This window comes from Cupriavidus sp. USMAA2-4, assembly GCF_001854305.1.
GTDB classification, from domain to species: Bacteria; Pseudomonadota; Gammaproteobacteria; order Burkholderiales; family Burkholderiaceae; genus Cupriavidus; species Cupriavidus malaysiensis.
In genome coordinates this window covers 2572352-2590847 of sequence record NZ_CP017748.1, presented here as the reverse complement: position 1 = coordinate 2590847, position 18496 = coordinate 2572352, and the positions used below count along the sequence as shown (strand labels likewise).

Annotated in this window: 15 protein-coding genes and 1 tRNA gene; 7 read left to right on the top strand and 9 right to left on the bottom strand. The window is 68.1% G+C overall.

Going from position 1 to position 18496, the window contains the following annotated elements; all coding sequences use genetic code 11:
* The first annotated feature begins 11 nt into the window (after positions 1-11).
* Positions 12-1586: a sensor histidine kinase gene (locus BKK79_RS11335; protein WP_071037732.1), complete on the top strand. Its 1575-nt coding sequence runs from the start codon at positions 12-14 to the stop codon at positions 1584-1586.
* Between the two features lie 19 nt (positions 1587-1605).
* Here BKK79_RS11335 and BKK79_RS11330 read toward each other — a convergent pair whose 3' ends face one another.
* On the bottom strand, positions 1606-2151 hold the full coding sequence (locus tag BKK79_RS11330; RefSeq protein ID WP_071010445.1) for an SET domain-containing protein: 546 nt from the start codon (positions 2149-2151) through the stop codon (positions 1606-1608).
* 1311 nt (positions 2152-3462) lie between these two features.
* Here BKK79_RS11330 and BKK79_RS11325 point away from each other — a divergent pair.
* The 4 genes from BKK79_RS11325 (at position 3463) to BKK79_RS11310 (ending at position 6886) form a co-directional block, all read left to right on the top strand.
* The gene (locus BKK79_RS11325; protein WP_071010446.1) at positions 3463-3741 is read left to right on the top strand and encodes an HU family DNA-binding protein; all 279 of its coding nucleotides are present in this window, start codon (positions 3463-3465) and stop codon (positions 3739-3741) included.
* A gap of 225 nt (positions 3742-3966) precedes the next feature.
* Positions 3967-4938, top strand: coding sequence for a DUF2272 domain-containing protein (locus tag BKK79_RS11320; RefSeq protein WP_071037731.1), 972 nt, complete (start codon positions 3967-3969; stop codon positions 4936-4938).
* A 152-nt stretch (positions 4939-5090) separates the two neighbouring features.
* A complete protein-coding gene (locus BKK79_RS11315; protein ID WP_071037730.1) occupies positions 5091-5855 on the top strand; it encodes a class II aldolase/adducin family protein in 765 nt (254 codons plus the stop codon).
* Positions 5856-5911: 56 nt separating this feature from the next.
* On the top strand, positions 5912-6886 hold the full coding sequence (locus tag BKK79_RS11310; RefSeq protein WP_071010449.1) for a 2-dehydropantoate 2-reductase: 975 nt from the start codon (positions 5912-5914) through the stop codon (positions 6884-6886).
* A gap of 208 nt (positions 6887-7094) precedes the next feature.
* Here BKK79_RS11310 and rarD read toward each other — a convergent pair whose 3' ends face one another.
* Complete coding sequence (gene rarD, locus BKK79_RS11305) at positions 7095-8015, bottom strand: EamA family transporter RarD (RefSeq protein ID WP_071037729.1); 921 nt, start codon at positions 8013-8015, stop codon at positions 7095-7097.
* A gap of 143 nt (positions 8016-8158) precedes the next feature.
* The gene (locus BKK79_RS11300) at positions 8159-9286 is read right to left on the bottom strand and encodes a TRAP transporter substrate-binding protein (RefSeq protein WP_071010451.1); all 1128 of its coding nucleotides are present in this window, start codon (positions 9284-9286) and stop codon (positions 8159-8161) included.
* Positions 9287-10023: 737 nt separating this feature from the next.
* Between BKK79_RS11300 and BKK79_RS38960 the strand changes: the two genes are divergently transcribed.
* Positions 10024-11694 (top strand): carbohydrate porin, encoded by a 1671-nt coding sequence (locus tag BKK79_RS38960; RefSeq protein WP_418235887.1) that lies wholly within the window; start codon positions 10024-10026, stop codon positions 11692-11694.
* Here BKK79_RS38960 and BKK79_RS11290 read toward each other — a convergent pair.
* Together BKK79_RS11290 and BKK79_RS11285 are read right to left on the bottom strand one after the other, a co-directional pair.
* Complete coding sequence (locus BKK79_RS11290; protein ID WP_071037728.1) at positions 11678-12424, bottom strand: aquaporin; 747 nt, start codon at positions 12422-12424, stop codon at positions 11678-11680. The genes BKK79_RS38960 and BKK79_RS11290 overlap by 17 nt on opposite strands.
* A gap of 206 nt (positions 12425-12630) precedes the next feature.
* A complete protein-coding gene (locus BKK79_RS11285; RefSeq protein WP_071037727.1) occupies positions 12631-13122 on the bottom strand; it encodes a hypothetical protein in 492 nt (163 codons plus the stop codon).
* A gap of 243 nt (positions 13123-13365) precedes the next feature.
* On the opposite strand from BKK79_RS11285, the gene blaOXA reads away from it, so the two are divergent.
* The gene (gene blaOXA / locus BKK79_RS11280; protein WP_083383865.1) at positions 13366-14232 is read left to right on the top strand and encodes a class D beta-lactamase; all 867 of its coding nucleotides are present in this window, start codon (positions 13366-13368) and stop codon (positions 14230-14232) included.
* A gap of 98 nt (positions 14233-14330) precedes the next feature.
* Here blaOXA and BKK79_RS11275 read toward each other — a convergent pair.
* The 4 genes from BKK79_RS11275 to BKK79_RS11260 form a co-directional block, all read right to left on the bottom strand.
* Positions 14331-14406 (bottom strand) — tRNA-Phe (locus tag BKK79_RS11275).
* A gap of 56 nt (positions 14407-14462) precedes the next feature.
* The gene (locus BKK79_RS11270; RefSeq protein WP_071010455.1) at positions 14463-15164 is read right to left on the bottom strand and encodes a response regulator; all 702 of its coding nucleotides are present in this window, start codon (positions 15162-15164) and stop codon (positions 14463-14465) included.
* A 53-nt stretch (positions 15165-15217) separates the two neighbouring features.
* Positions 15218-17647 carry a sensor histidine kinase gene (locus tag BKK79_RS11265; protein ID WP_071010456.1) on the bottom strand — a complete coding sequence of 810 codons (2430 nt, stop codon included), beginning with the start codon at positions 17645-17647 and terminating at the stop codon, positions 15218-15220.
* The gene (locus tag BKK79_RS11260) at positions 17644-18495 is read right to left on the bottom strand and encodes a DUF4390 domain-containing protein (protein ID WP_071037726.1); all 852 of its coding nucleotides are present in this window, start codon (positions 18493-18495) and stop codon (positions 17644-17646) included. The genes BKK79_RS11265 and BKK79_RS11260 overlap by 4 nt, the downstream gene beginning before the upstream one ends.
* Position 18496: the final 1 nt, after the last annotated feature.

Genomic DNA, 18496 nt, shown 5'->3' with positions numbered 1-18496 from the left:
GCCGTTCCACCATGTGGCTGCGTTCCAGGCCAGGTCCCAGCGCCCCCGCCGAAGGGAGCGCGCCAGCGGCCCGGCCGGCCTCCTCGCAAAGCCTGCGGGTCCACCTGCTGCGCGAGCTGGCCACGCCGCTGTTCGCCCTGGTGCTGACCAGCGGCTCGCTCTCCTACTGGCTGGCCGCCCACTACACCACCCAGGTGTTCGACCGCGCGCTCTACGGCGTGGCCAACAATATCGCCCAGCAGATCCGCATCGCCGGCCCGCGGCTCGAGCAGGACATCCCCATGATCGCCCAGACGCTGGTCGAGGCCGAAGGCAGCGACCGCATCTACTGGCGCATCCACGGCCCCGACGGACTGATCGGCGGCATGGACACCTGGCTGGGCTACGGCACCGGCCAGACCACGCTGCACGATGCCCGGCTGTTCTATGCCTGGTTCAGCGGCCGTCAGGTGCGCGCGGTGCGCCTGCCGGTCAACCTGCCCAGCGCCGCCGCCGACGAGTTCGCCACCAGCGTGCAGGGCAAGCCGCCGCGCGGGCCCATCGTGGTGGAGGTGGCCGAGCTGCTGGACCGGCGCGAGGCGGCCGCCAACGAGATCCTGCTGTCGGTGTCGGTGCCGCTGATCCTGCTGCTGCTGGTGGGCAGCCTGATCCTGTCGCACGTGCTCAAGGAAGAGCTGGTGCCGCTGCAGCTGCTGACCGACAAGCTCAACCGGCAGACCGCGCGCTCGCTGGCGGCGCTGGACGAAACCCAGGTGCCGGCCGAGGTCGAGCCGCTGATCCGTGCCCTCAACGCGCTGCTGTCGCGGCTGCGCGACGCGCTCGATGCGCAGCGCAAGTTCATCGCCGATGCGGCGCACCAGTTGCGCACACCGCTGACCGCGGTCAAGCTGCACGCCGACCGCGCCATGTCGGCCGACAGCCTGGAGGTAGCGCGCCATGCGCTGCGTGAACTGCAGATCTCCTCGGACCGCGCGGTGCGCCTGTCCAACCAGCTGCTGTCCCTGGCGCGCGCCGAGCCGGGCCTGTCGCTGGAGCGGCTCGGTCCGGTCGAGTACTTCGACCTGGCCGAGATGGCCTTCGAAACCGGCGCCGAATGGGTGCCGCAGGCCCTGGCACGCCATATCGACCTGGGCTTCGAGACCCTGCCCGGCCCGACCTTCACCGGCACCGCGCCCTCGGTGGTGCGCGGCAATCGCCTGCTGATGCGCGAAGCGCTCAGCAACCTGCTCGACAACGCGGTCAAGTATGTGCCGCCGGGCGGGCGCATCACAGTGCGCGCCGGCGGCGAGACCCTGGGCCACCGCGGCATGACGGTGGTGATGATCGAAGACGACGGTCCCGGCATCGCGCCGGCGCGGCGCGAAGAGGTGTTCAAGCGCTTCTTCCGCGGCGACCATGGCCCGGCCACGACCACGCCAGGCGCGGCGCCGGGTGGTGCCGGCCTGGGCCTGGCCATCGTCCACGAAATCGTGACCCTGCATCAGGGCACCATCCGCATCGAAGACGTGCCTGCGGCCGAGACCGACGGCACGCCGGCGATGCGTTTCGTCATCCGCGTGCCCTGCGAAGCCCCCGGCACGGCCTGAGACCGGCCGCGCCCGCCCCTTACTTCTTGTTCTTCGGCGCCAGCATGGTGCCCCGGCACTCGGGGCTGCCGCAGCGGCAGGCGTATTCGGCCTTCAGCTTCTTCGTGTAGCGCGCATCGATCACCAGGCCGTAGTCGTAGAACAGCTCCTCGCCCGCCGCCAGGTCGCGCAGTGCATAGATATGCACCTTGCCTTTCTTCTCGCGCGCCTCGCAATTGGGCTCGCAGGCGTGGTTGATCCAGCGCGCGCGATTGCCGCCGAACTTGGCGTCGATCACGTCACCGCCTTCCAGGCTGAAATAGAAGGTGTGATTGGGATCCTCGGGATCGTGCGGGTGGCGTTTGAGGGCCTCCTTCCACGAAATGCGCTCGCCCTTGTACTGGATCACGCGCTCGCCCGCCGCGATCGGCGCGATCGCGTAGACACCCTTGCCGTGCACCCCCGACTGGCGCACCTCAATGCGGTCGCGCGCATCCTTGCGGGCCTTGCCAGGCTTGTCCCCCTTGGCCTGCGCCGCCTGTTGGCCCTGCTGATCCTGCTGTTCCGGTTTCGACTCGTCCACCATTTGCCTTCCCATGCCTTCCCGCCCCTTGCCGGGCGCGCCTGCGCCAGCCCTCCGGCGCGATCGCGATGATAACCGGCCGTGGTTACGACAGCATCCCCGGGGCTACCGGGGCTACCGACACACCACGTATACGTCGAGCCGTCCGCTGCCCCCCCGCACACCGTATACGCCGTACACCGCCCGGCTACGCGGCGGCGCATACCTCACCCAGGCTAAACGTACGGAAAACGCACACGCACCCCGCCCCTCGCGGTGGATAAACCGGGCCATTTCTGTGGATAAGCACGCGCATTGCATGTGGGGCGGCTGGGGTTCGCATGGGGATGGCTCAGGCATAAGTCGGAGTCCGCGCTCCCGTCATCTCATCCAGATGGTTGAGTCATCCACCCCGGCCAACATGCCGTCCGTGCACTTACCGTTAACGCAAGACCTTGATTTACTTGGAGAAAGACGGGTTATCCACAGAAGAGGCAGGCGTTTACCTACTACCACTATCTGTATACATGAAAGAACGATGTAAACCCGATGGGCTTCGCCCTGCCAGCAGGGAAAAACGGGCCCCCGTTCCCGGAGGTCGGCCAAGCGGCCCTGCCTGTTCGATAGGCAACGGGATCGTGAAGGCTCGCCGGGTATACGTGGCGCGACGTATACGCTTTGCGCGGCGAACCCGGATCGGCGCTCGCGGTCGACGTATACGCCCCGCCCGCGCGGTCACGGAGCGGCAAGCGTCCTCCCTCACGTAAACCGTCCGGCTGCCGTTTACCTTCCCGTGGCATCTGTGGACGAGCGGGGCGGCGCGGATTCGCGGCGTGAATAGCTGGCGGGGGGCGTCGTCGCGAAGCTGCAAGATAGTGCAGGTTGCCGATAGCCCGACAGCGCGTTGCGGATTCGGTGCTGCGTCAGGTGCGGCCGCCAGGCCATTCAGGCCCGCCGGGAGGCTGCAACGCTGCCACAGGCCCGCCGGAGTCCCCGGGAGGCCTGTGGAGCCCCTGCGAACGTCTGGGAGGGGCTGGGAGGGGCTGGGAGGGGGCTGGAAGGCGCTGCGCCACGTTTCAGGCCTGGGAGCGTTCCTGGAGCTCCTGTCGCGATCCTGGGCCTGCTGGCGGCCGGATAGGTGTCCGCGACCTGCCGCAGGCGCATCGCACCTCATACGCCGGGCCGGAGATGTATCCGTGCCTGTAACAATCTGTTCCCGGTGCGCTCGGCCCGACACGGTATGATGTGGCCCGCAGCGCCAGGGCCGGCGCCGCTGCCAACGGCATCGGCACGGTCCGGGACACTGTGTTTTATCAACTCGATACGGAGTGAAGCATGACGAAAACCGAACTGATCGACGCCATCGCCGCCGGCGTGGACGGGCTCACCAAGGCCAAGGCAGAACAGGCACTGAACGTGACCCTGTCGGCCATCATGGATGCCGTGGCCAAGGGCGATACGCTCAGCCTGATCGGCTTTGGTACGTTCAGCCAGGGCGAGCGCGGTGAGCGCATGGCACGCAACCCGCGCACCGGCGAAGAAATCAAGGTCGAGGCCGCCAAGACCGTGAAGTTCAAGGCCGGCCAGAAGTTCAAGGACGCCGTCAACCAGTGAGTGGTAGCGGGCCCTGACGGAAGCCCGATCGTATGACCCCGCCGTGCCGCCACCCCCGTGCCTGAAGGCGCAGGAGTGGGCCGGGCGGGGACGTTATCCACAAGACTTATCCCGTTCCGGGTGGATCTGTTGCAGGGGGCGGAAAGGTCGCTCGCACGACTGCGCAGGCCGGTAGTAAAGTCAATCAAATCAAGCGGGTCCGCACGCTTCTCCCCGAGGTGGCCAATGGCGATCCGGTTCTTGCCAAGCCTGCTCCCACAGGCTTATTCACAAGTCTCTCCACAGGCGATTCCACAAAATTTTCCACAGCGAGCCGCGCGCTGGCTGGTGCTCTCTGCCGCCCTGGCCGCCCTGGCGGCCTGCAGTACCGAGCCACCTGCTCCGGCCCGCCCGCAGGCCATCCCCTTGCCGGACCTCGAGCGGCCGGTGACCTCGCCCGGGGCCACGCCGCGCCAGCGCATCGTCGAGATCGCGCTGCAGGAGTGGCGGCGCTGGGGCGGCCAGACCGTGCGCCTGGGACGGGACGATACGGCCTGCGTGATCGCCACGCCCCTGCCCGCGCCGGTCATCGCCTCCCCCGCCTCCGGCGAAGGCCAGGGGGAAGCGGCTTCGGCCGACAGCGAGGCCGAGAACAGCCGCCCCGACGAGGATTGCCCGAACTTTCCCGACGGCACCGGCGTGGAGGCGACCGCCCAGGGCTGTACCATGGCCCAGCGCTACTGGGGCATCGTCGGCAAGCAGCCGAGCTGCGAGCAGGTGACCCAGCCGAACTGGGCGTGGTCGGCAGTGTTCATCTCCTGGGTGCTGCGCAAGGCGGGCCTGGACGATAGCCAGTTCCTGACCGGAGCCTCGCACTCGATGTACGTCACCGATGCGCGCGACCATGTACTGCCGCGGCCGGCGTTCCACGTCGAGGCCGTGCCGGCGATGCCACGCCCCGGCGATCTCATCTGTGCCGCGCGCGGGCGCGACAAATACCTCGGCAGCCCGGCGGAGATCGGTTTCGGCACCACGCCCATGCACTGCGACATCGTGGTGGAGGTCGATCCGGCGGCCGGGCTGGTCAAGGCGATCGGTGGCAATGTCCAGCAGTCGGTGTCGATGGAGCTGGTCGAGCTGGGCGATTCCGGCCAGCTGGACGGCGTGACCAACTCGCACATGCCGTGGCTGCTGGTGATGCGCAACGACCTGCGCTGAAACCGGCTGCGGAGTGCGGCAAGTTTGCCGCCGGCGTCGGGCGCCCCCTATAATGATTAACACATTAACTAAATGTGTCGGAAAGGAGACGGCGCGCCGGCGCGGTTCCGAGCGGGCGCGGTCCGGTTCCCCACCGCTGCGAGGAGACCCGCATGCCTGCATCGTGCCATCCGCTCGAGTGGGAAGCCCGCGTCAAGCTGGCCGCCTGCTATCGCATCTTCGACCGGCTCGGCTGGACCGAGTTGATCTACAACCACATCACGCTGCGCCTGCCGGCCGAGGCCAGCTGCGGCGCTGACGGCGGCGCCCATTTCCTGATCAATCCCTTCGGCCTGCGCTATGCCGAGGTCAAGGCTTCCAACCTGGTCAAGGTCGACCTGGCCGGCAAGGTGGTCGGCGACAGCCGCTGGCCGGTCAATCCGGCAGGCTTCACGGTGCATGCCGCCATCCATGCCGGCATTGCCGGCGCTCACTGCGTGATGCACACGCATACCACCGCCGGCATGGCGGTGGCCTGTTCGGCGGCGGGGCTGTCGATGAGCAACTTCTACGCGGCCCAGCTGTTCGACAAGGTTGCCTACCATCCCTTCGAGGGCATCACCGTCCATGAAGACGAGGGGCCGCGGCTGGTGCGCCATATCGGCGACAAACCGGCGGTGATCCTGCGCAACCACGGCCTGCTGGCCTGGGGCGATACGCTGGCGCGCACCTTCAGCACGCTCTGGCTGCTCAACCGGGCCTGTGAGATCCAGCTCGCCACGCTGTCCATGGGGGCCGCCTTGCCGGTGTCGGAAGACATCCGGCGCAAGTGCACGCGCGATTCCCTGCAGTTCGATCCCCGCTTCGGTGCCGGTGAGGACGTGTTTGCCGCGCTGACCCGGGAAATTGATGCGATTGATTCATCGTACAAGGAATAGATTGTAATGATTCTTCGTGTGAATACTATGAGCGCCGTCGACCGGCGCGGACGGCCATGAGCGGGGTCTGCATCGTGGGGGCCGGCGCCGTCGGCGGTTTTATCGGCGCCCGTTTGGCCAAGTCCGGGCAGGCCGTCCAGGTGCTGGCACGCGGGCACACGCTGGAGGCCTTGCGCAAGCAGGGCCTGACCCTGATCGAGGGCGGCCAGACGGCGGCTTACGCCGTTCGCGCCGAGGACGATCCGGCCCGGCTGGGCGTGCAGGACATCGTCGTGATCGCGGTCAAGGCGCCCGCCTTGCCGGCGCTGGCGAGCGGCATCGGCCCGCTGATCGGGCCCGATACCGTGGTGGTGACGGCGATGAATGGCGTGCCGTGGTGGTTCTTTGCCCGTCCTGGCCCCTGCTCTGGCCTTGCGCTGGCTTCGGTGGATCCCGATGGCGCGATCGGCCGGGCCATTCCCGCGCGGCAGGTGCTCGGCTGCGTGGTGCACCTGACCGCTTCCACGCCGGCGCCCGGCACGGTGCGGCACGGTTTCGGCGCGCGCCTGATCCTGGGGGCTGCCGGCGGGGGGAGCGACGCGCGCGTCGAGCGGGTGGCTGGACTGCTGGCGGCGGCAGGCTTCGAGGTCGAGGCATCCTCTGCCATCCAGCAGGACATCTGGTTCAAGCTGTGGGGCAATATGACCATGAACCCGGTGTCGGTGCTGACCGGGGCCACCTGTGACCGCATTCTCGACGACCCATTGGTCAATCGTTTCTGCCTGGCGCTGATGGAAGAAGCCGGCCGCATCGGCGCGGCCATCGGCTGTCCCATCGCGCAGAGCGGCGAAGAGCGCAACCGGGTCACGCGCAAGCTGGGGGCCTTCAAGACCTCGATGCTGCAGGATGCCGAGGCCGGCAGGCCGCTGGAAATCGATGCGCTGGTCGGCGCGGTGCGCGAGATCGGCAGCCACGTCGGCATCGCCACGCCCAATGTGGATGCCCTGCTCGGCCTGGTGCGCCTGCATGCGCAGGTGCGGGGCTTGTACTGAGGCGGAGGGTCGGTCGGCCGGAGGGCTGGCCGGCTCGGCTGCCGGCCGTGTGCGCCGCCATCCAATTCGCAGTATCAATCAATGCATCGATCTTTTCTTGTATATGATTCGTCGCATTGATTTTTCTGCATTGAGCCACCGCCGGGAAGAAGCCCAGCGGAGGGGGCATTCTTCTGCAATTGCCCCATTTTGATTCACCGGATGAATTTTATTCCGGCTGGGTTTCCACTGCTTGATTCGTGGCATGGATCTTTCGGGGCATGGAGCGACGCGCCATCCAGAAGCCCTCGGCCGCATACAGTGCCAGCGAGAGCCAGATCATGCCGAAGCCGACCTGCTTCGCGGGCGGGAACGGTTCATGCCACAGCCAGACGCCCAGCAGCAGCTGCAGCGTCGGGCCGGTGTACTGCAGCAGGCCCAGCAGCGACAGCGGGATGCGCCGCGCGCCGGCGGCGAACAGCAGCAGCGGCACGGCCGTGATCGGGCCGGCCAGCACCAGCAGCGCCTGCATGCCGGTCCCGGCACCGGCGAAGCCGGCCTGGCCGTGCTGGAACAGGTACCATAGCGCCAGCCCGGCCAGCGGGAACAGCAGCAGGGTTTCGAGCGACAGGCCTTCCAGTGCGCCCAGCGGAGCCATCTTGCGCAGCAGGCCGTAGCCGCCGAAGGTGCCCGCCAGCACCAATGCGATCCAGGGCAACTGGCCGGCGCTGATCGTCAGCCAGCCCACCCCTGCCGCAGCCAGGCCGATCGAAGCCCACTGGCCCGGACGCAGCCGTTCGTGCAGAAAGAGCACGCCCAGCAACACGCTGACCAGCGGATTGATGAAATAGCCCAGGCTGGCGTCGACCACGCGTCCGGCGTCGACGGACCAGATGTAGGTGAACCAGTTGCCGCACAGCAGCAGCGCGCTGATCGCGAACACCGCGAGCACGCGCGGCCGCCCCAGCGCCGCGCCCAGCCAGGCCCAGTTGCGCCGCCAGCTGAGCACCAGGGCGAGGAAGACCAATGACCACACCATCCGGTGCAGCAGGATTTCCAGGGGAGCGATGCCCTGCAGGGTCTTGATGTAGAGCGGAAGCAGGCCCCAGAGCAGGTAGGCCAGGAGTGCGTAGAGAATGCCGATTTGCATGGTGGATCCGGTTGATCGGCAGATTCTAGTGGGCCTCGGCGATTCCTGCCGGAGGCGCCTCCCGTGCCGGGCGCCGGTGCCGGCCGGCCATGAAAAACGGGGGCCAGGGCCCCCGTTTCCATGTGCTGCGGCGATTGCCGTGCTTACAGCTTGCGCGCGTAGCTGAACTGGGCGAAGGCCTGCTCGGCTACATTGAACCAGGCGGCTTCGTTGTTGCGGAACACGCGCCAGTCGTCGTAGATCTTCTTGAACGAGGCGTTCTTGGCGCATTCGTCGGCATAGGCTTCCTGCGTCGCCTTGAAGCAGGCCTCCATGATCTCCTTGGAGAAGGGGCGCAGCTTCACGCCGTTCTCCAGCAGGCGGGCCAGCGCTTGCGGGTTCACGGTGTCGTACTTGGCCATCATGTTGGTGTGCGCCTCGAAGGTGGCTGTTTCCAGCGCGCGCTTGTACAGCGCCGGCAGCTTCTCGTATTCGGACGCCGAGGCGTAGAAGGACAGCTGCGCGCTGCCCTCCCACCAGCCCGGATAGTAGTAGTAAGGCGCGACCTTGTAGAAGCCCAGCTTCTCGTCATCGTAGGGGCCGACCCACTCGGCCGCATCGATGGTGCCTTTCTCCAGTGCCGGGTAAATGTCGCCGCCGGCGATCTGCTGCGGCACCACGCCCAGGCGCTGCAGCACCACGCCGGCGAAGCCCGCCACGCGGTACTTCAGGCCCTGCAGGTCGGCCACGGTCTTGATTTCCTTGCGGAACCAGCCGCCCATCTGGGCATTGGTGTTGCCGCCCAGGAAGTTGACCACGTTGTAGTCCTTGAAGAACTCGCGCATCAGCTTCATGCCGTTGCCCTGCAGCATCCAGGCGTTCTGCTGGCGCGCGGTCAGGCCGAAGGGAATGGTGGTGTCGAAGCACAGCGTCGGGTTCTTGCCGAAGTAGTAGTAGCCGGCGGTGTGGCCGATCTGCACCGTGTTGTTCTGCACGGCGTCCAGCACCTGCAGGCCTGGCACGATCTCGCCCGCGGCGAAGACCTTGATGTTGAACTTGCCGTCGGTCAGTTCCTTGACCCGTGTCGACAGCGTCTCGGCACCGCCGAAGATGGTGTCCAGCGACTTCGGGAAGCTCGAGGCCAGGCGCCATTCCACGGCAGGGTTGCTGCCGACCACTGCCGGCGCCGCGGGCGCATTGGTGGCGGCGGGCTTCTCTTCCTTGCCGCAGGCGGCCAGTGCGCCGGCGGCCGCGGCGGCCGAAGCTTTCAACAGGAAGGAACGACGTTCCATTGGGTTCTCCTCGTCTTTTATCGATATGGTGCGCCGGCGGGGGCAGCGCGCGTCGGCGCTGCCATGGCGCTTTCAAGACCGGTGGCGCGGGCGCGTCGCACCGGCCCTGCCCCGGGCGGACAACGGCACCATCGCTGGCGCCATCGGGGCTGTCTGCGACAATGTCGGACGCGCAATATGTCCGGCCCATAAGGCAAGCCGATCGATTATAGCGGTGGCCCTTTCGCCACGGAGGCCTTCCCACGTCCGGGTTTTCGCTAGGAAATCGTCGAACAACAGCTGTCCCCGGCGCCACCCCACGGTGTCCTGCCGGCAGCGTTCCGCATCATGAGAAGTCCACGGAGCGATGGATTTTGTAACCCGGCTTGCTGTCCAATCGGACGGCTGATACAACCTTCGACCTGCCGGTCCCGCGCCGCCGGCCATTCTGCAGCATGCCTTCCTTTCCGCCTCCCTGCTTCCGCCGACCCGCGATCCTGCGCCTGTGCGCGGTTGCGCTGGCCGTCCACAGCGTGGGCGCCTGCGCACAGGTGGCGCCGGCAGCAGCCGGGGTGGCAGGCGCGTCAGCGGACGCGGATCCGCTCGCTGCCCTGCTCGGCACGGCCGATGCGCCGCCGCGCCCTTCCGCATCTCCGGCGGCACCCCCGGCGCCGGCCAGTGTGGATGCTGCCAAGCCGCTTCCCGAACCGGCCGCCCGCGCTGCCGCGGCGACCGCGCCGGATCCGCTCTCCCAGCTCTTGCAGGCGCAAGGCAGCGGGGCATCGCAGGCGTCCGCCGATGCGGCCACGCCTGCTGGCGTAGCAGCCGGGGCGTCTGCTGCGCCAGCTGTCGCTGCCGGCAGCGATGCCGTCGCACAGCCCGCGCCACAACCCGGGCCGCAGCCCGCGCAGGAAGCCGCCCAAGCGGCGGATGCAGCGAGTGCCGCGGTGGCTCCGGCTCCGCCACCGCCGCCACCGCCGCCGCCGGTGGTGTTGTTCCCGAAGCGCCTTGGTGAATTCCTGCCTGAGCGTCCGCTCCCCCCGCCTCCGCCCCCCGCTGCGACCGTGGCGGTCGATCCTGCCGCCGCCGCAACGGATCCGGCCGCTGCCGGGTCGCCGGACCGGCCGGCCGCGGCCTCCACGGCTGCCACAACTGCGCCCGAGACCGATGGCGCTCCGGTTCCCGCCGTGGCCGCCGGCGTCCCCACCGCACAGGACGCGGCGCAGGCTGCGGCCGCCGGCACCGGCGAAGTGGACACCGCTCCCCCGGTCCTGCGCTCGCAGATCCCGGAGCAGGATCCCGCCGAGGAGTCGGTCTGGCGCTTGAGCTACAGCGGGCGGGCCGCCATCGAGGATGGCATCGCGACCCTGCACGCATGCGCCGGCGGATCGCTGTCCACCGGCATCGGCCACGGCCTGGCCTGCAAGAGCACGGGCCAGGTCAACGTGAAGGAAGCGCTGTTCTCGCTCGACGGCGGTGCGCAGGTCGAGGTGGTCGCCAAGGCCAAGGGTACCGACGTGACGACCATCAACGGGCGTCCCGTCGCCGTCGACCCCTATCAGTTGCTGCCGCAGATCTATACCGCGGTCAGCGGCCTTTCCGTGCTGGACGGCGCCACCATGTGGGCTGGGCGGCGCGAGGAGTCGCCGTTCCTGATGTCGTCCGGCCTGCTGCCGCCGAACTCCCCGGCCATGCGTTTCGGCGTCGACAATGCGCGCTTCGGCGATATCGGCCTCAACTACCAGTACACGACGCGCAACGATATCGGCGGGCAGAGCCTGCCCAGCTACCACTCGGTGCGGACCGGGCCGATTGCCACCAACGAGCAGGGTTCGGTCCAGCTCGGCTTCACCCACGTCGAAGCGCAGCCGCTGGTACAGGCGACCGGCGGCGCCTGGTGGGCCTCGGCCATGCACGAACAGAAGGGCGTGCTGGCCGGCACCAACCGCCTGGGCCTGCAGTTCGGTGAAGGCGCGCGTACCGCCATGACCGGCTACAGCGGCATGGGGCCCGCGCTGTCGCGCGTGCGCATGGCGGAATCGCTCGAATGGAAGCGTGCCGACGGCCTCGGCCTGGCGGGCTCGGTGGAGTCCAGCCTGCAGTTCGACCGCTCGCCGGTCGGCCTGCTGCAATGGACCGCTACGCGGGTGCGGCCCGCCTACGTGGCCAGCGATCGCTTCAAGCTCGCCTTCGAGGTGGCGCACGACCAGATCTCGTCGGGCTTCGGCGTGGCCGGGCAACGCACCGCGCTGACCATTGCCCCCACACTGACGCTGGGCAAGGGGGCCGGCAATGCCAACCTGCGCGCCTTCTATACCTACAGCCGCGCGACCGATGTCGACGGCATCGCCTTCACCGCGCCGGCCGATGCCTGGACCTCGCAGAACTCGGGATCGGTATTCGGCATCCAGCTCAATCGGAGCTGGTAACCGGGCGTGCGGCCATGTGCCGTGCCGTGCTTGATGTCGCGCCTGGTGCCGTGCCTGGTGCCGGGTGGCCCGCCGACGCGGCGCACAGCCAGTCGAACACCAGCGTCGCGCTCAGGGCGCCCGCCAGCTGCGCCAGCACGAAGGCGGGCACGTCGGCCGCGCGGATGCCGGAGAAGCCTGCGGTGAGCGCGCATGCCAGCGTCAGCGCCGGGTTGGCGAAGGCGCTGGATGCCGTGAACCAGTAGCCGGCCATGATGTAGGCCGCCACCACCAGCGGCACCAGCGCGGGCCGGCTGCGCGCGGTGCCCATCGCCACGCCGATCAGGCCGAAGGTGGCGACGAACTCGCTCCACCACATCGGCGCGCCGGTGCGTGCCTGCGTCGACCAGGCGAGCAGCGGCGCGCCGAACATGGCGTGTGCGGCCATCACGCCGGCGATGCCGCCACCCAGCTGCAGCAGGGCATAGCACAGCGCGTCACGCGCAGAGAGGGCGCCGCGCACCAGTGCCGACAGGCTGACCGCCGGGTTCAGGTGGCCGCCCGACACCGGTTCGAGCGCCAGCAGCAGCGCCACCAGGGCGCCGCCCGAGGCCAGCGAATTGGCCAGCAGCGCCAGCGCGGTGTTGTCGCCGGCCAGGTTGCGTGCATGGATGCCCGAGCCGACCACGGCCGCGACCAGCAGCGCTGTGCCCAGGCCTTCCGCGGCCAGCCGCCGCGCCAGCGTGCTCACGGCAGGACGGCCGCGCGGCAGGCGGCGACGGCGCGTGCCGGCGAGGAGGATGGCAAAGCGGCGAGGGGCATGGCGGCGAGGGACATGGCGGTGGCTCGATGATGGACGCGGGAGCGCGCAGTGTTCCGCCTCCACGCGACCCGATCAAGGCGCCGCCAGGCGCTTGTGAATGAACCCTGCGTATCGAATCTGCCGGCGTGCGGCCGTCAGCGCAGCAGGAAGGCGATGTCCTTGGCGCCGATCTCGGCCAGCGGCACGCCCTTGCGGCGCTGGTAGAGGATGTGCTGGAGCACGCGCCGGCGCTGGCCGGAGAACACCACCGGATCGATCGGCAGGCCCAGGCGCGCGTAATGGTCGATCAGCAGCTTGTAGGCGCGATGGCGCATCTGCAGCGACTCACCGTCGGCGCGCAGCCGGCTGGCCTCGGCCGCGCCGTCCTGTTCCTGCTCGCGCGCCATGCGCAGCGCCCGCTGTGCGGCCTCGAGCCGGGCGCGATAGTGGTCGCGCTGGGTGCGGGTCTCGTGCAACTGCGCGCGCAGTTCGCGGACCTTGTTCTGCAGCTTGAGCGCGACGCCGACCGTCTGCTGGATGCGCGTGGCGGCATCGAGCGCCTGGCTCGCTGCCGCGATGGTGGTGCGCCAGATGCCGCGCTCGTGCGTCTCGGCATCGTGCGGCCATCCCTTGCCCGTGTTTCCCATGAATGCCTGTGACCTTTGAAAAGACGCGGTTGCCGGATTGCTCGGGACCTTCCCTCACGATGTGTTGTCGGCAGCCGGCTGTACCCATCTGCCTGGCGCAGTGGACCAGGCTAGCCTCCAGGCTAACGGCCGCCAAGTAGAAGATGCTTAGATCTGAGTTCAGCTGCCCCGGGATGCCGCTGCGGCCGGCAGGGTTACGCCGGTTACGGTGCGCGCGCTTGGCGCTTCGCCGCAGGGCCTCCTATGCTGCGCCTCGTGCGCCAGGCCTGGCCTCTGTCCCGAACGCTATCCAAGCAGGAGTCCGACTTGAGAACCTTAACGATCTTCGCCGCGCTGGGCGCGGCCGTCTTCACCCATGCGGCACGCGCCGAGGTCCTGTGCACCGCGCTGGCCGATGCCGCCACCGGCCAGGTGCTGGTGCAGGAAGGCCGCTGCGACCAGCGCACCAGCCCTGCCTCGACCTTCAAGATCCCGATCGCCCTGATGGGCTTCGACGCCGGGGTCCTGCACGACGAGCACAGTCCTGCGCTGCCCTTCCGCGAGGGCTATACCGACTGGAACCCGGCGTGGCGCCAGACCGTCGATCCGCAGATGTGGATGCGCGACTCCGTGGTGTGGTACTCGCAGCAGGTCACTCAGCAGCTCGGCGCGGCACGATTCGCGCGCTACGTGCAGGCCTTCGGCTACGGCAATGGCGACGTCCGCGGCGATGCGCGCAAGCCCGACGGGCTGACGCAGGCCTGGCTCGGCTCCTCGCTGCAGATCAGTCCGCTCGAACAGCTCGATTTCCTCGGCAAGCTGGTCCGCCGTGCCCTGCCGGTCAACCAGCAGGCCTACCAGATGACAGCGCGCATCACGGCGCTGGGCAGCCTGCCCGGTGGGTGGGAGCTGCACGGCAAGACGGGGGCGTGGAACTGGAGGCCCGGTGATGGCGCTGTCGGGCGTTTCGAGGCGATCGGCTGGTTCGTGGGCTGGGCGACCCGTGCGGACGGGCGCAGCGTGGTCTTCGCCAGGCTGACGCGGGAAGACAGGGAAGAGAAAGGCAGCCCCGGCCTGCGCGCACGTGAGGCCATGATGCGGGAATTGCCGCAGCGCCTGCAGGAGCTGTAGCGCGCGGGCCGACAGGCCTGCCTGAACAGTCTGCCGCCGCATCGAGGCGAGGGCACCAAAGAAAAACGGAGGCCGAAGCCTCCGTTTCTCAGCAAACCTGGTGGCCTGGGACGGAATCGAACCGCCGACACAAGGATTTTCAATCCTCTGCTCTACCGACTGAGCTACCGGGCCAACAAAGAAGCAAAACTATAGCAGCGCGAAAACAACACGTCAAGCGGTTTTTCGCATTACTGTTCAGCCGGCTCCGGCTTGTTGCGGCTCAGCTCGACGCCGAGCTGCTTCAGCTTGCGATACAGGTGGGTGCGTTCCAGCCCGGTCTTCTCGGCTACGCGCGTCATGCTGCCGTGTTCGCGCAGCAGGTGGTATTCGAAATAGGCGCGCTCGAACAGGTCGCGCGCTTCGCGCAGCGGCATGTCGAAGGAGAACTGCATCTCGGCCTCGGGCAGGCGTTGCGGGCTGCCGTTGGCGGGTGCCTCGATGGCGGCCTCGGGTGCCATGCCCTGGGCCGCGGCCTGGGCGGCCGCCGCGGTGCCGGCGCTGGGAGCGGGCGCGGACGCGCGCTCGATGCCGCGGGCCAGGCCCTGCTGCACGGCGGTCAGCAGCTTCTGCAGCGCGATCGGTTTCTCGAGGAAATTGAGCGCGCCGATCTTGGTGGCTTCGACCGCGGTATCGATCGTGGCATGGCCCGACATCATGATCACGGGCATGGTGAGCAGGCCCTGGGCCGACCACTCCTTGAGCAGCGTGACACCATCGGTGTCGGGCATCCAGATGTCGAGCAGCACGAGGTCGGGTGTATTGCCCGCGCGGTACTCGCGCGCCTTCTGCGCGTTCTCCGCCACTTCCACGACATGGCCTTCGTCGCTGAGGATCTCCGAGAGCAGCTCCCGGATACCCATTTCATCATCGACTACGAGGATGGTTGCCATACTTCCCCTCTTAACCCCGCCACCGCATCTTGCGCATGGGACAGCAACATTGACTATGCCAGTTTAACGAACAGGATCGAGATCTGTGCACCGACGATCTCGGTGCCTTCCATGCGATTGCGCAGCTCGATGCGCGCGCCATGTTCATCGATGATCTTCTTCACCATCGCCAGGCCGAGGCCCGTGCCTTTGGCCTTGGTGGTCACATAAGGTTCGAACGCGCGGCTGAGGATGCGCGGAGCGAAACCGGGACCGTTGTCGGCGATGCTGAGCTTGACAGCCTGCCGGTCTTCGCCGGCAGAATCTTTGTATTCTACCGTCTCGGTGTTCAGAGTGATATGGGGCTCGGCCCTAGCCCCGGCCAGGTTCTCCGCCACGGCGTCCTGTGCATTCTGCAGCAGGTTGTGGATCACCTGGCGCAACTGGGTCGGGTCGCCCTTGATGGCCGGCAGATCCTGCGCCAGCGACGGATGAATCACCGCGTGGTCCTGCACGGAGGGATCGTCGATGCCGTACAGGTGCAGCACGTCGGCCACCAGGCCGTTCAGTTGCAGTGACTGCAGCATGGCCGGCGGCGTGCGTGCATAGTCGCGGAAGTCGTCGACCATGCGCTTCATCGCGGCGACCTGGTTGACGATGGTGGCGGCACCCCGCTTGAGCACCTCGGCATCCGGCACATCGAGCTTGGGTGTCAGCTTCATCTGCAGTCGCTCGGCCGACAGCTGGATCGGTGTGAGCGGGTTCTTGATCTCGTGCGCGAGCCGCCGCGCGACCTCGCCCCAGGCGACCGAGCGTTGAGCCGAAATCACATCCGAGATGTCGTCGAACACCACCACGAAGCCAGGCTCGTCACCGCTGTCGCCGCGCCCGGGCAGGCGCGCGCCGCGCACCAGCAGGGTCAGGCTCTGCTCGTCGTCGGCGTGCGGCAGTTCGATCTGTTTCTGCCAGTGCTCGGCGCCGCCCAGCATCTCGCTGGTGCTCTGCTCGGTGAAGGCCTGCCGCACGATCTCGCCGAAGTTGCCGAGTCCCGGGATCTGTTCGATCGGGTGGCCGAGGGCGGTGGCGAAGGTCTGGCCGAAGATGCGCTCCGCGCCCGGGTTGGCGGTGATCAGCTCGAAGCGCCGGCCGAACACCAGCACGCCCGCGGTCAGGTTCTGCAGCACGCTCTCGAGGAAGACCTTCGAGCGCTCCAGCGCCGAGCGGTTCTGCTCCACGGCGATGCGCGCCTCCGACAACTGACGTGTCATCAGGTTGAACTGCTGGGTCAGCATGCCGAGTTCGTCACGACTCTTCAGCTCGCGCTTGGGTGAGAGGTCGCCCTCGGCCACTTCCTTGGTCCCCTGCAGCAGCATCAGCAGCGGGCGCGCGAGCTGGCCGCCCAGCAGCAGGGCCAGCATCACGGCGATGAACACGGCCAGGAACAAGGTCAGCGTCAGCGTGCCGATATACATCTTGCGCAGGCCGGTGCGTCCGAGCGCTTTCTCCTGGTACTCCTGGTAGGCGCGCTGGACCTCGTCGGCATTGCGCGCCAGCACGGTCGGCACCGGTTGCAGCACCTGCAGGTAGCGTTCCTCGCGCACGGTGTCGCCGGTCAGGCCGAAGCCGGTCGCCGGCAGGTCTTCCGGCCGGCGTTCCACCGACAGTCCGGAACCGGCCCAGCGTCCAGGCTTGCGCGCCGGTCCGGCGGCCGGCGTGTCGGCCTGCGCACTGTCCGTGCCGATCGCACTGACCGGCGCGCTGCCCAGCGGAATGATCACGCGCAGCACGTAGAGGTGGTCGCTCTCGTCATCTTTCGAGGACGCATCGCTGCCACCTTCCACCGCCGCATAGCCGCCGGCCAGGCGGGCCTGCTCGGCCAGCATGCCGGAGGGCAGGTCGGGCACGAGCGAGGCGTAGTTGTTGGAGGCGGTGGCGATCACCCGCCCGCTGCCGGTGAAGATGGCGGCCTCGCGCACGCCGTACTGCTCGCGCAGGCGGTTGAGCTGCAGCGAGGTGGCCATCGAGGCCGAGCCGGTCAACTGGTCCGCCATCTGCCGTGCCTTGCCCTGCAGGTCGGCCAGCGCGCTGTCGATGGTGGAGCGGCCCAGGTTGAGGCCGGCTTCCAGCGCGGTCTCCACCCGCACGTCGAACCAGGACTCGATGCTGCGCGAGACGAACTGCAGCGACACCAGGTAGATCAGCACGCCCGGCAGCACGCCGACCACGCCGAAGAAGACCGCCAGCTTGGTCATCAGCCGCGTGCCGAACTTGCCGCGGCGGTAGCGGATCCACAGCGTCAGCGCGAGCGCGCCGATGATCGCCACCAGCAGCACGCCGATCACCAGGTTGATCTTGAACAGCAGCGTGAAGTAGCGATCGAAGAATTCCGTGTTGCCCGAGGCGCCGATCAGCAGGCCCACCAGCACCAGCGCGAGGAAGACGATCACCGCCGCCACGATGCGGTAGAGCACGCGGCGGAACTTGCTGTCCCACAAGCTGTTCATGGCTGGCTCTGCGCGGGAGGCTGGACCAGCAGCGCCGGCGACAGCGCTGTGGAGACCGTCTGCGACAGCGGCTGGGCGCGCGTCTCGCCGCCCGAGACGGTGGCCGATGCGGCGGGCGCTGCCGGAGCCGGCACCGGCAGCGCGGGCGCTGGCGCGGCACCGGGCACGGAAGCCGGCGGCGCGGCGTTCAGTTCGGTGGGCACCGTGTAGTTGAAGCGGCGCCAGTCGGAAGCCAGGTTCCAGTCGCGCGTATTGACCGCATTGATCTGGAAGGGTTTGGGCAATTGGGTCAGGTCCAGCCGCATGCGCACCTCGGCCTGGTAGGTCTCGCCCAGCCTGACCGCATTGCGCTCGAACACGCGCCAGCCGCGCACGCGCTGGATGAACTGCAGCGCGGCCTTCAAACGTGTGAACGGCAGTTGCAGGCCGCCGGTGGAGATGCGGTACTGGCGCGTAAGCGGATGATAGGACAGGCGGATGTTGCGGCTGGTGTTGACCGGCTTCTCATCGAACCAGTACCAGCGCGGCCGGCTGAGCTGGAAGTCGACGACGAAATACAGGGAGATGCCCTTGTTCAGGGCGTCCTCGAGCGGCGCCGGCAGGTCGAATTCGAAATTGGCGGCCAGTTCGAAGCCGCCGTCCTGGTAATCGATGCGCGCGTCGCTGGCTTCGATCACGTCGGCTTGCGTCAGCACCGGCAGCAGTGCCAGCAGCAGTGCCAGGCCCGCCTGCCGTGCCGTCCGCAGCAGGGCGCGCCACAGCGCGGCGCGGCCGCCGTGGAGAGCAGAGGACGCACGCGCATTGTCGCCAAGGGCCGGGAGGACGGACAAGCGAAGCGTGCTCGGCATC

What these genes read in the sequence shown, in the direction of transcription:
- BKK79_RS11335 (WP_071037732.1), top strand. Translation starts at nt 12, where the DNA reads ATGTGGCTGCGTTCCAGGCCAGGTCCCAGCGCCCCCGCCGAAGGGAGC.
- BKK79_RS11330 (WP_071010445.1), bottom strand. Translation starts at nt 2,151, where the DNA reads ATGGTGGACGAGTCGAAACCGGAACAGCAGGATCAGCAGGGCCAACAG.
- BKK79_RS11325 (WP_071010446.1), top strand. Translation starts at nt 3,463, where the DNA reads ATGACGAAAACCGAACTGATCGACGCCATCGCCGCCGGCGTGGACGGG.
- BKK79_RS11320 (WP_071037731.1), top strand. Translation starts at nt 3,967, where the DNA reads ATGGCGATCCGGTTCTTGCCAAGCCTGCTCCCACAGGCTTATTCACAA.
- BKK79_RS11315 (WP_071037730.1), top strand. Translation starts at nt 5,091, where the DNA reads ATGCCTGCATCGTGCCATCCGCTCGAGTGGGAAGCCCGCGTCAAGCTG.
- BKK79_RS11310 (WP_071010449.1), top strand. Translation starts at nt 5,912, where the DNA reads ATGAGCGGGGTCTGCATCGTGGGGGCCGGCGCCGTCGGCGGTTTTATC.
- rarD (WP_071037729.1), bottom strand. Translation starts at nt 8,015, where the DNA reads ATGCAAATCGGCATTCTCTACGCACTCCTGGCCTACCTGCTCTGGGGC.
- BKK79_RS11300 (WP_071010451.1), bottom strand. Translation starts at nt 9,286, where the DNA reads ATGGAACGTCGTTCCTTCCTGTTGAAAGCTTCGGCCGCCGCGGCCGCC.
- BKK79_RS11285 (WP_071037727.1), bottom strand. Translation starts at nt 13,122, where the DNA reads ATGGGAAACACGGGCAAGGGATGGCCGCACGATGCCGAGACGCACGAG.
- blaOXA (WP_083383865.1), top strand. Translation starts at nt 13,366, where the DNA reads ATGCTGCGCCTCGTGCGCCAGGCCTGGCCTCTGTCCCGAACGCTATCC.
- BKK79_RS11270 (WP_071010455.1), bottom strand. Translation starts at nt 15,164, where the DNA reads ATGGCAACCATCCTCGTAGTCGATGATGAAATGGGTATCCGGGAGCTG.
- BKK79_RS11265 (WP_071010456.1), bottom strand. Translation starts at nt 17,647, where the DNA reads ATGAACAGCTTGTGGGACAGCAAGTTCCGCCGCGTGCTCTACCGCATC.
- BKK79_RS11260 (WP_071037726.1), bottom strand. Translation starts at nt 18,495, where the DNA reads ATGCCGAGCACGCTTCGCTTGTCCGTCCTCCCGGCCCTTGGCGACAAT.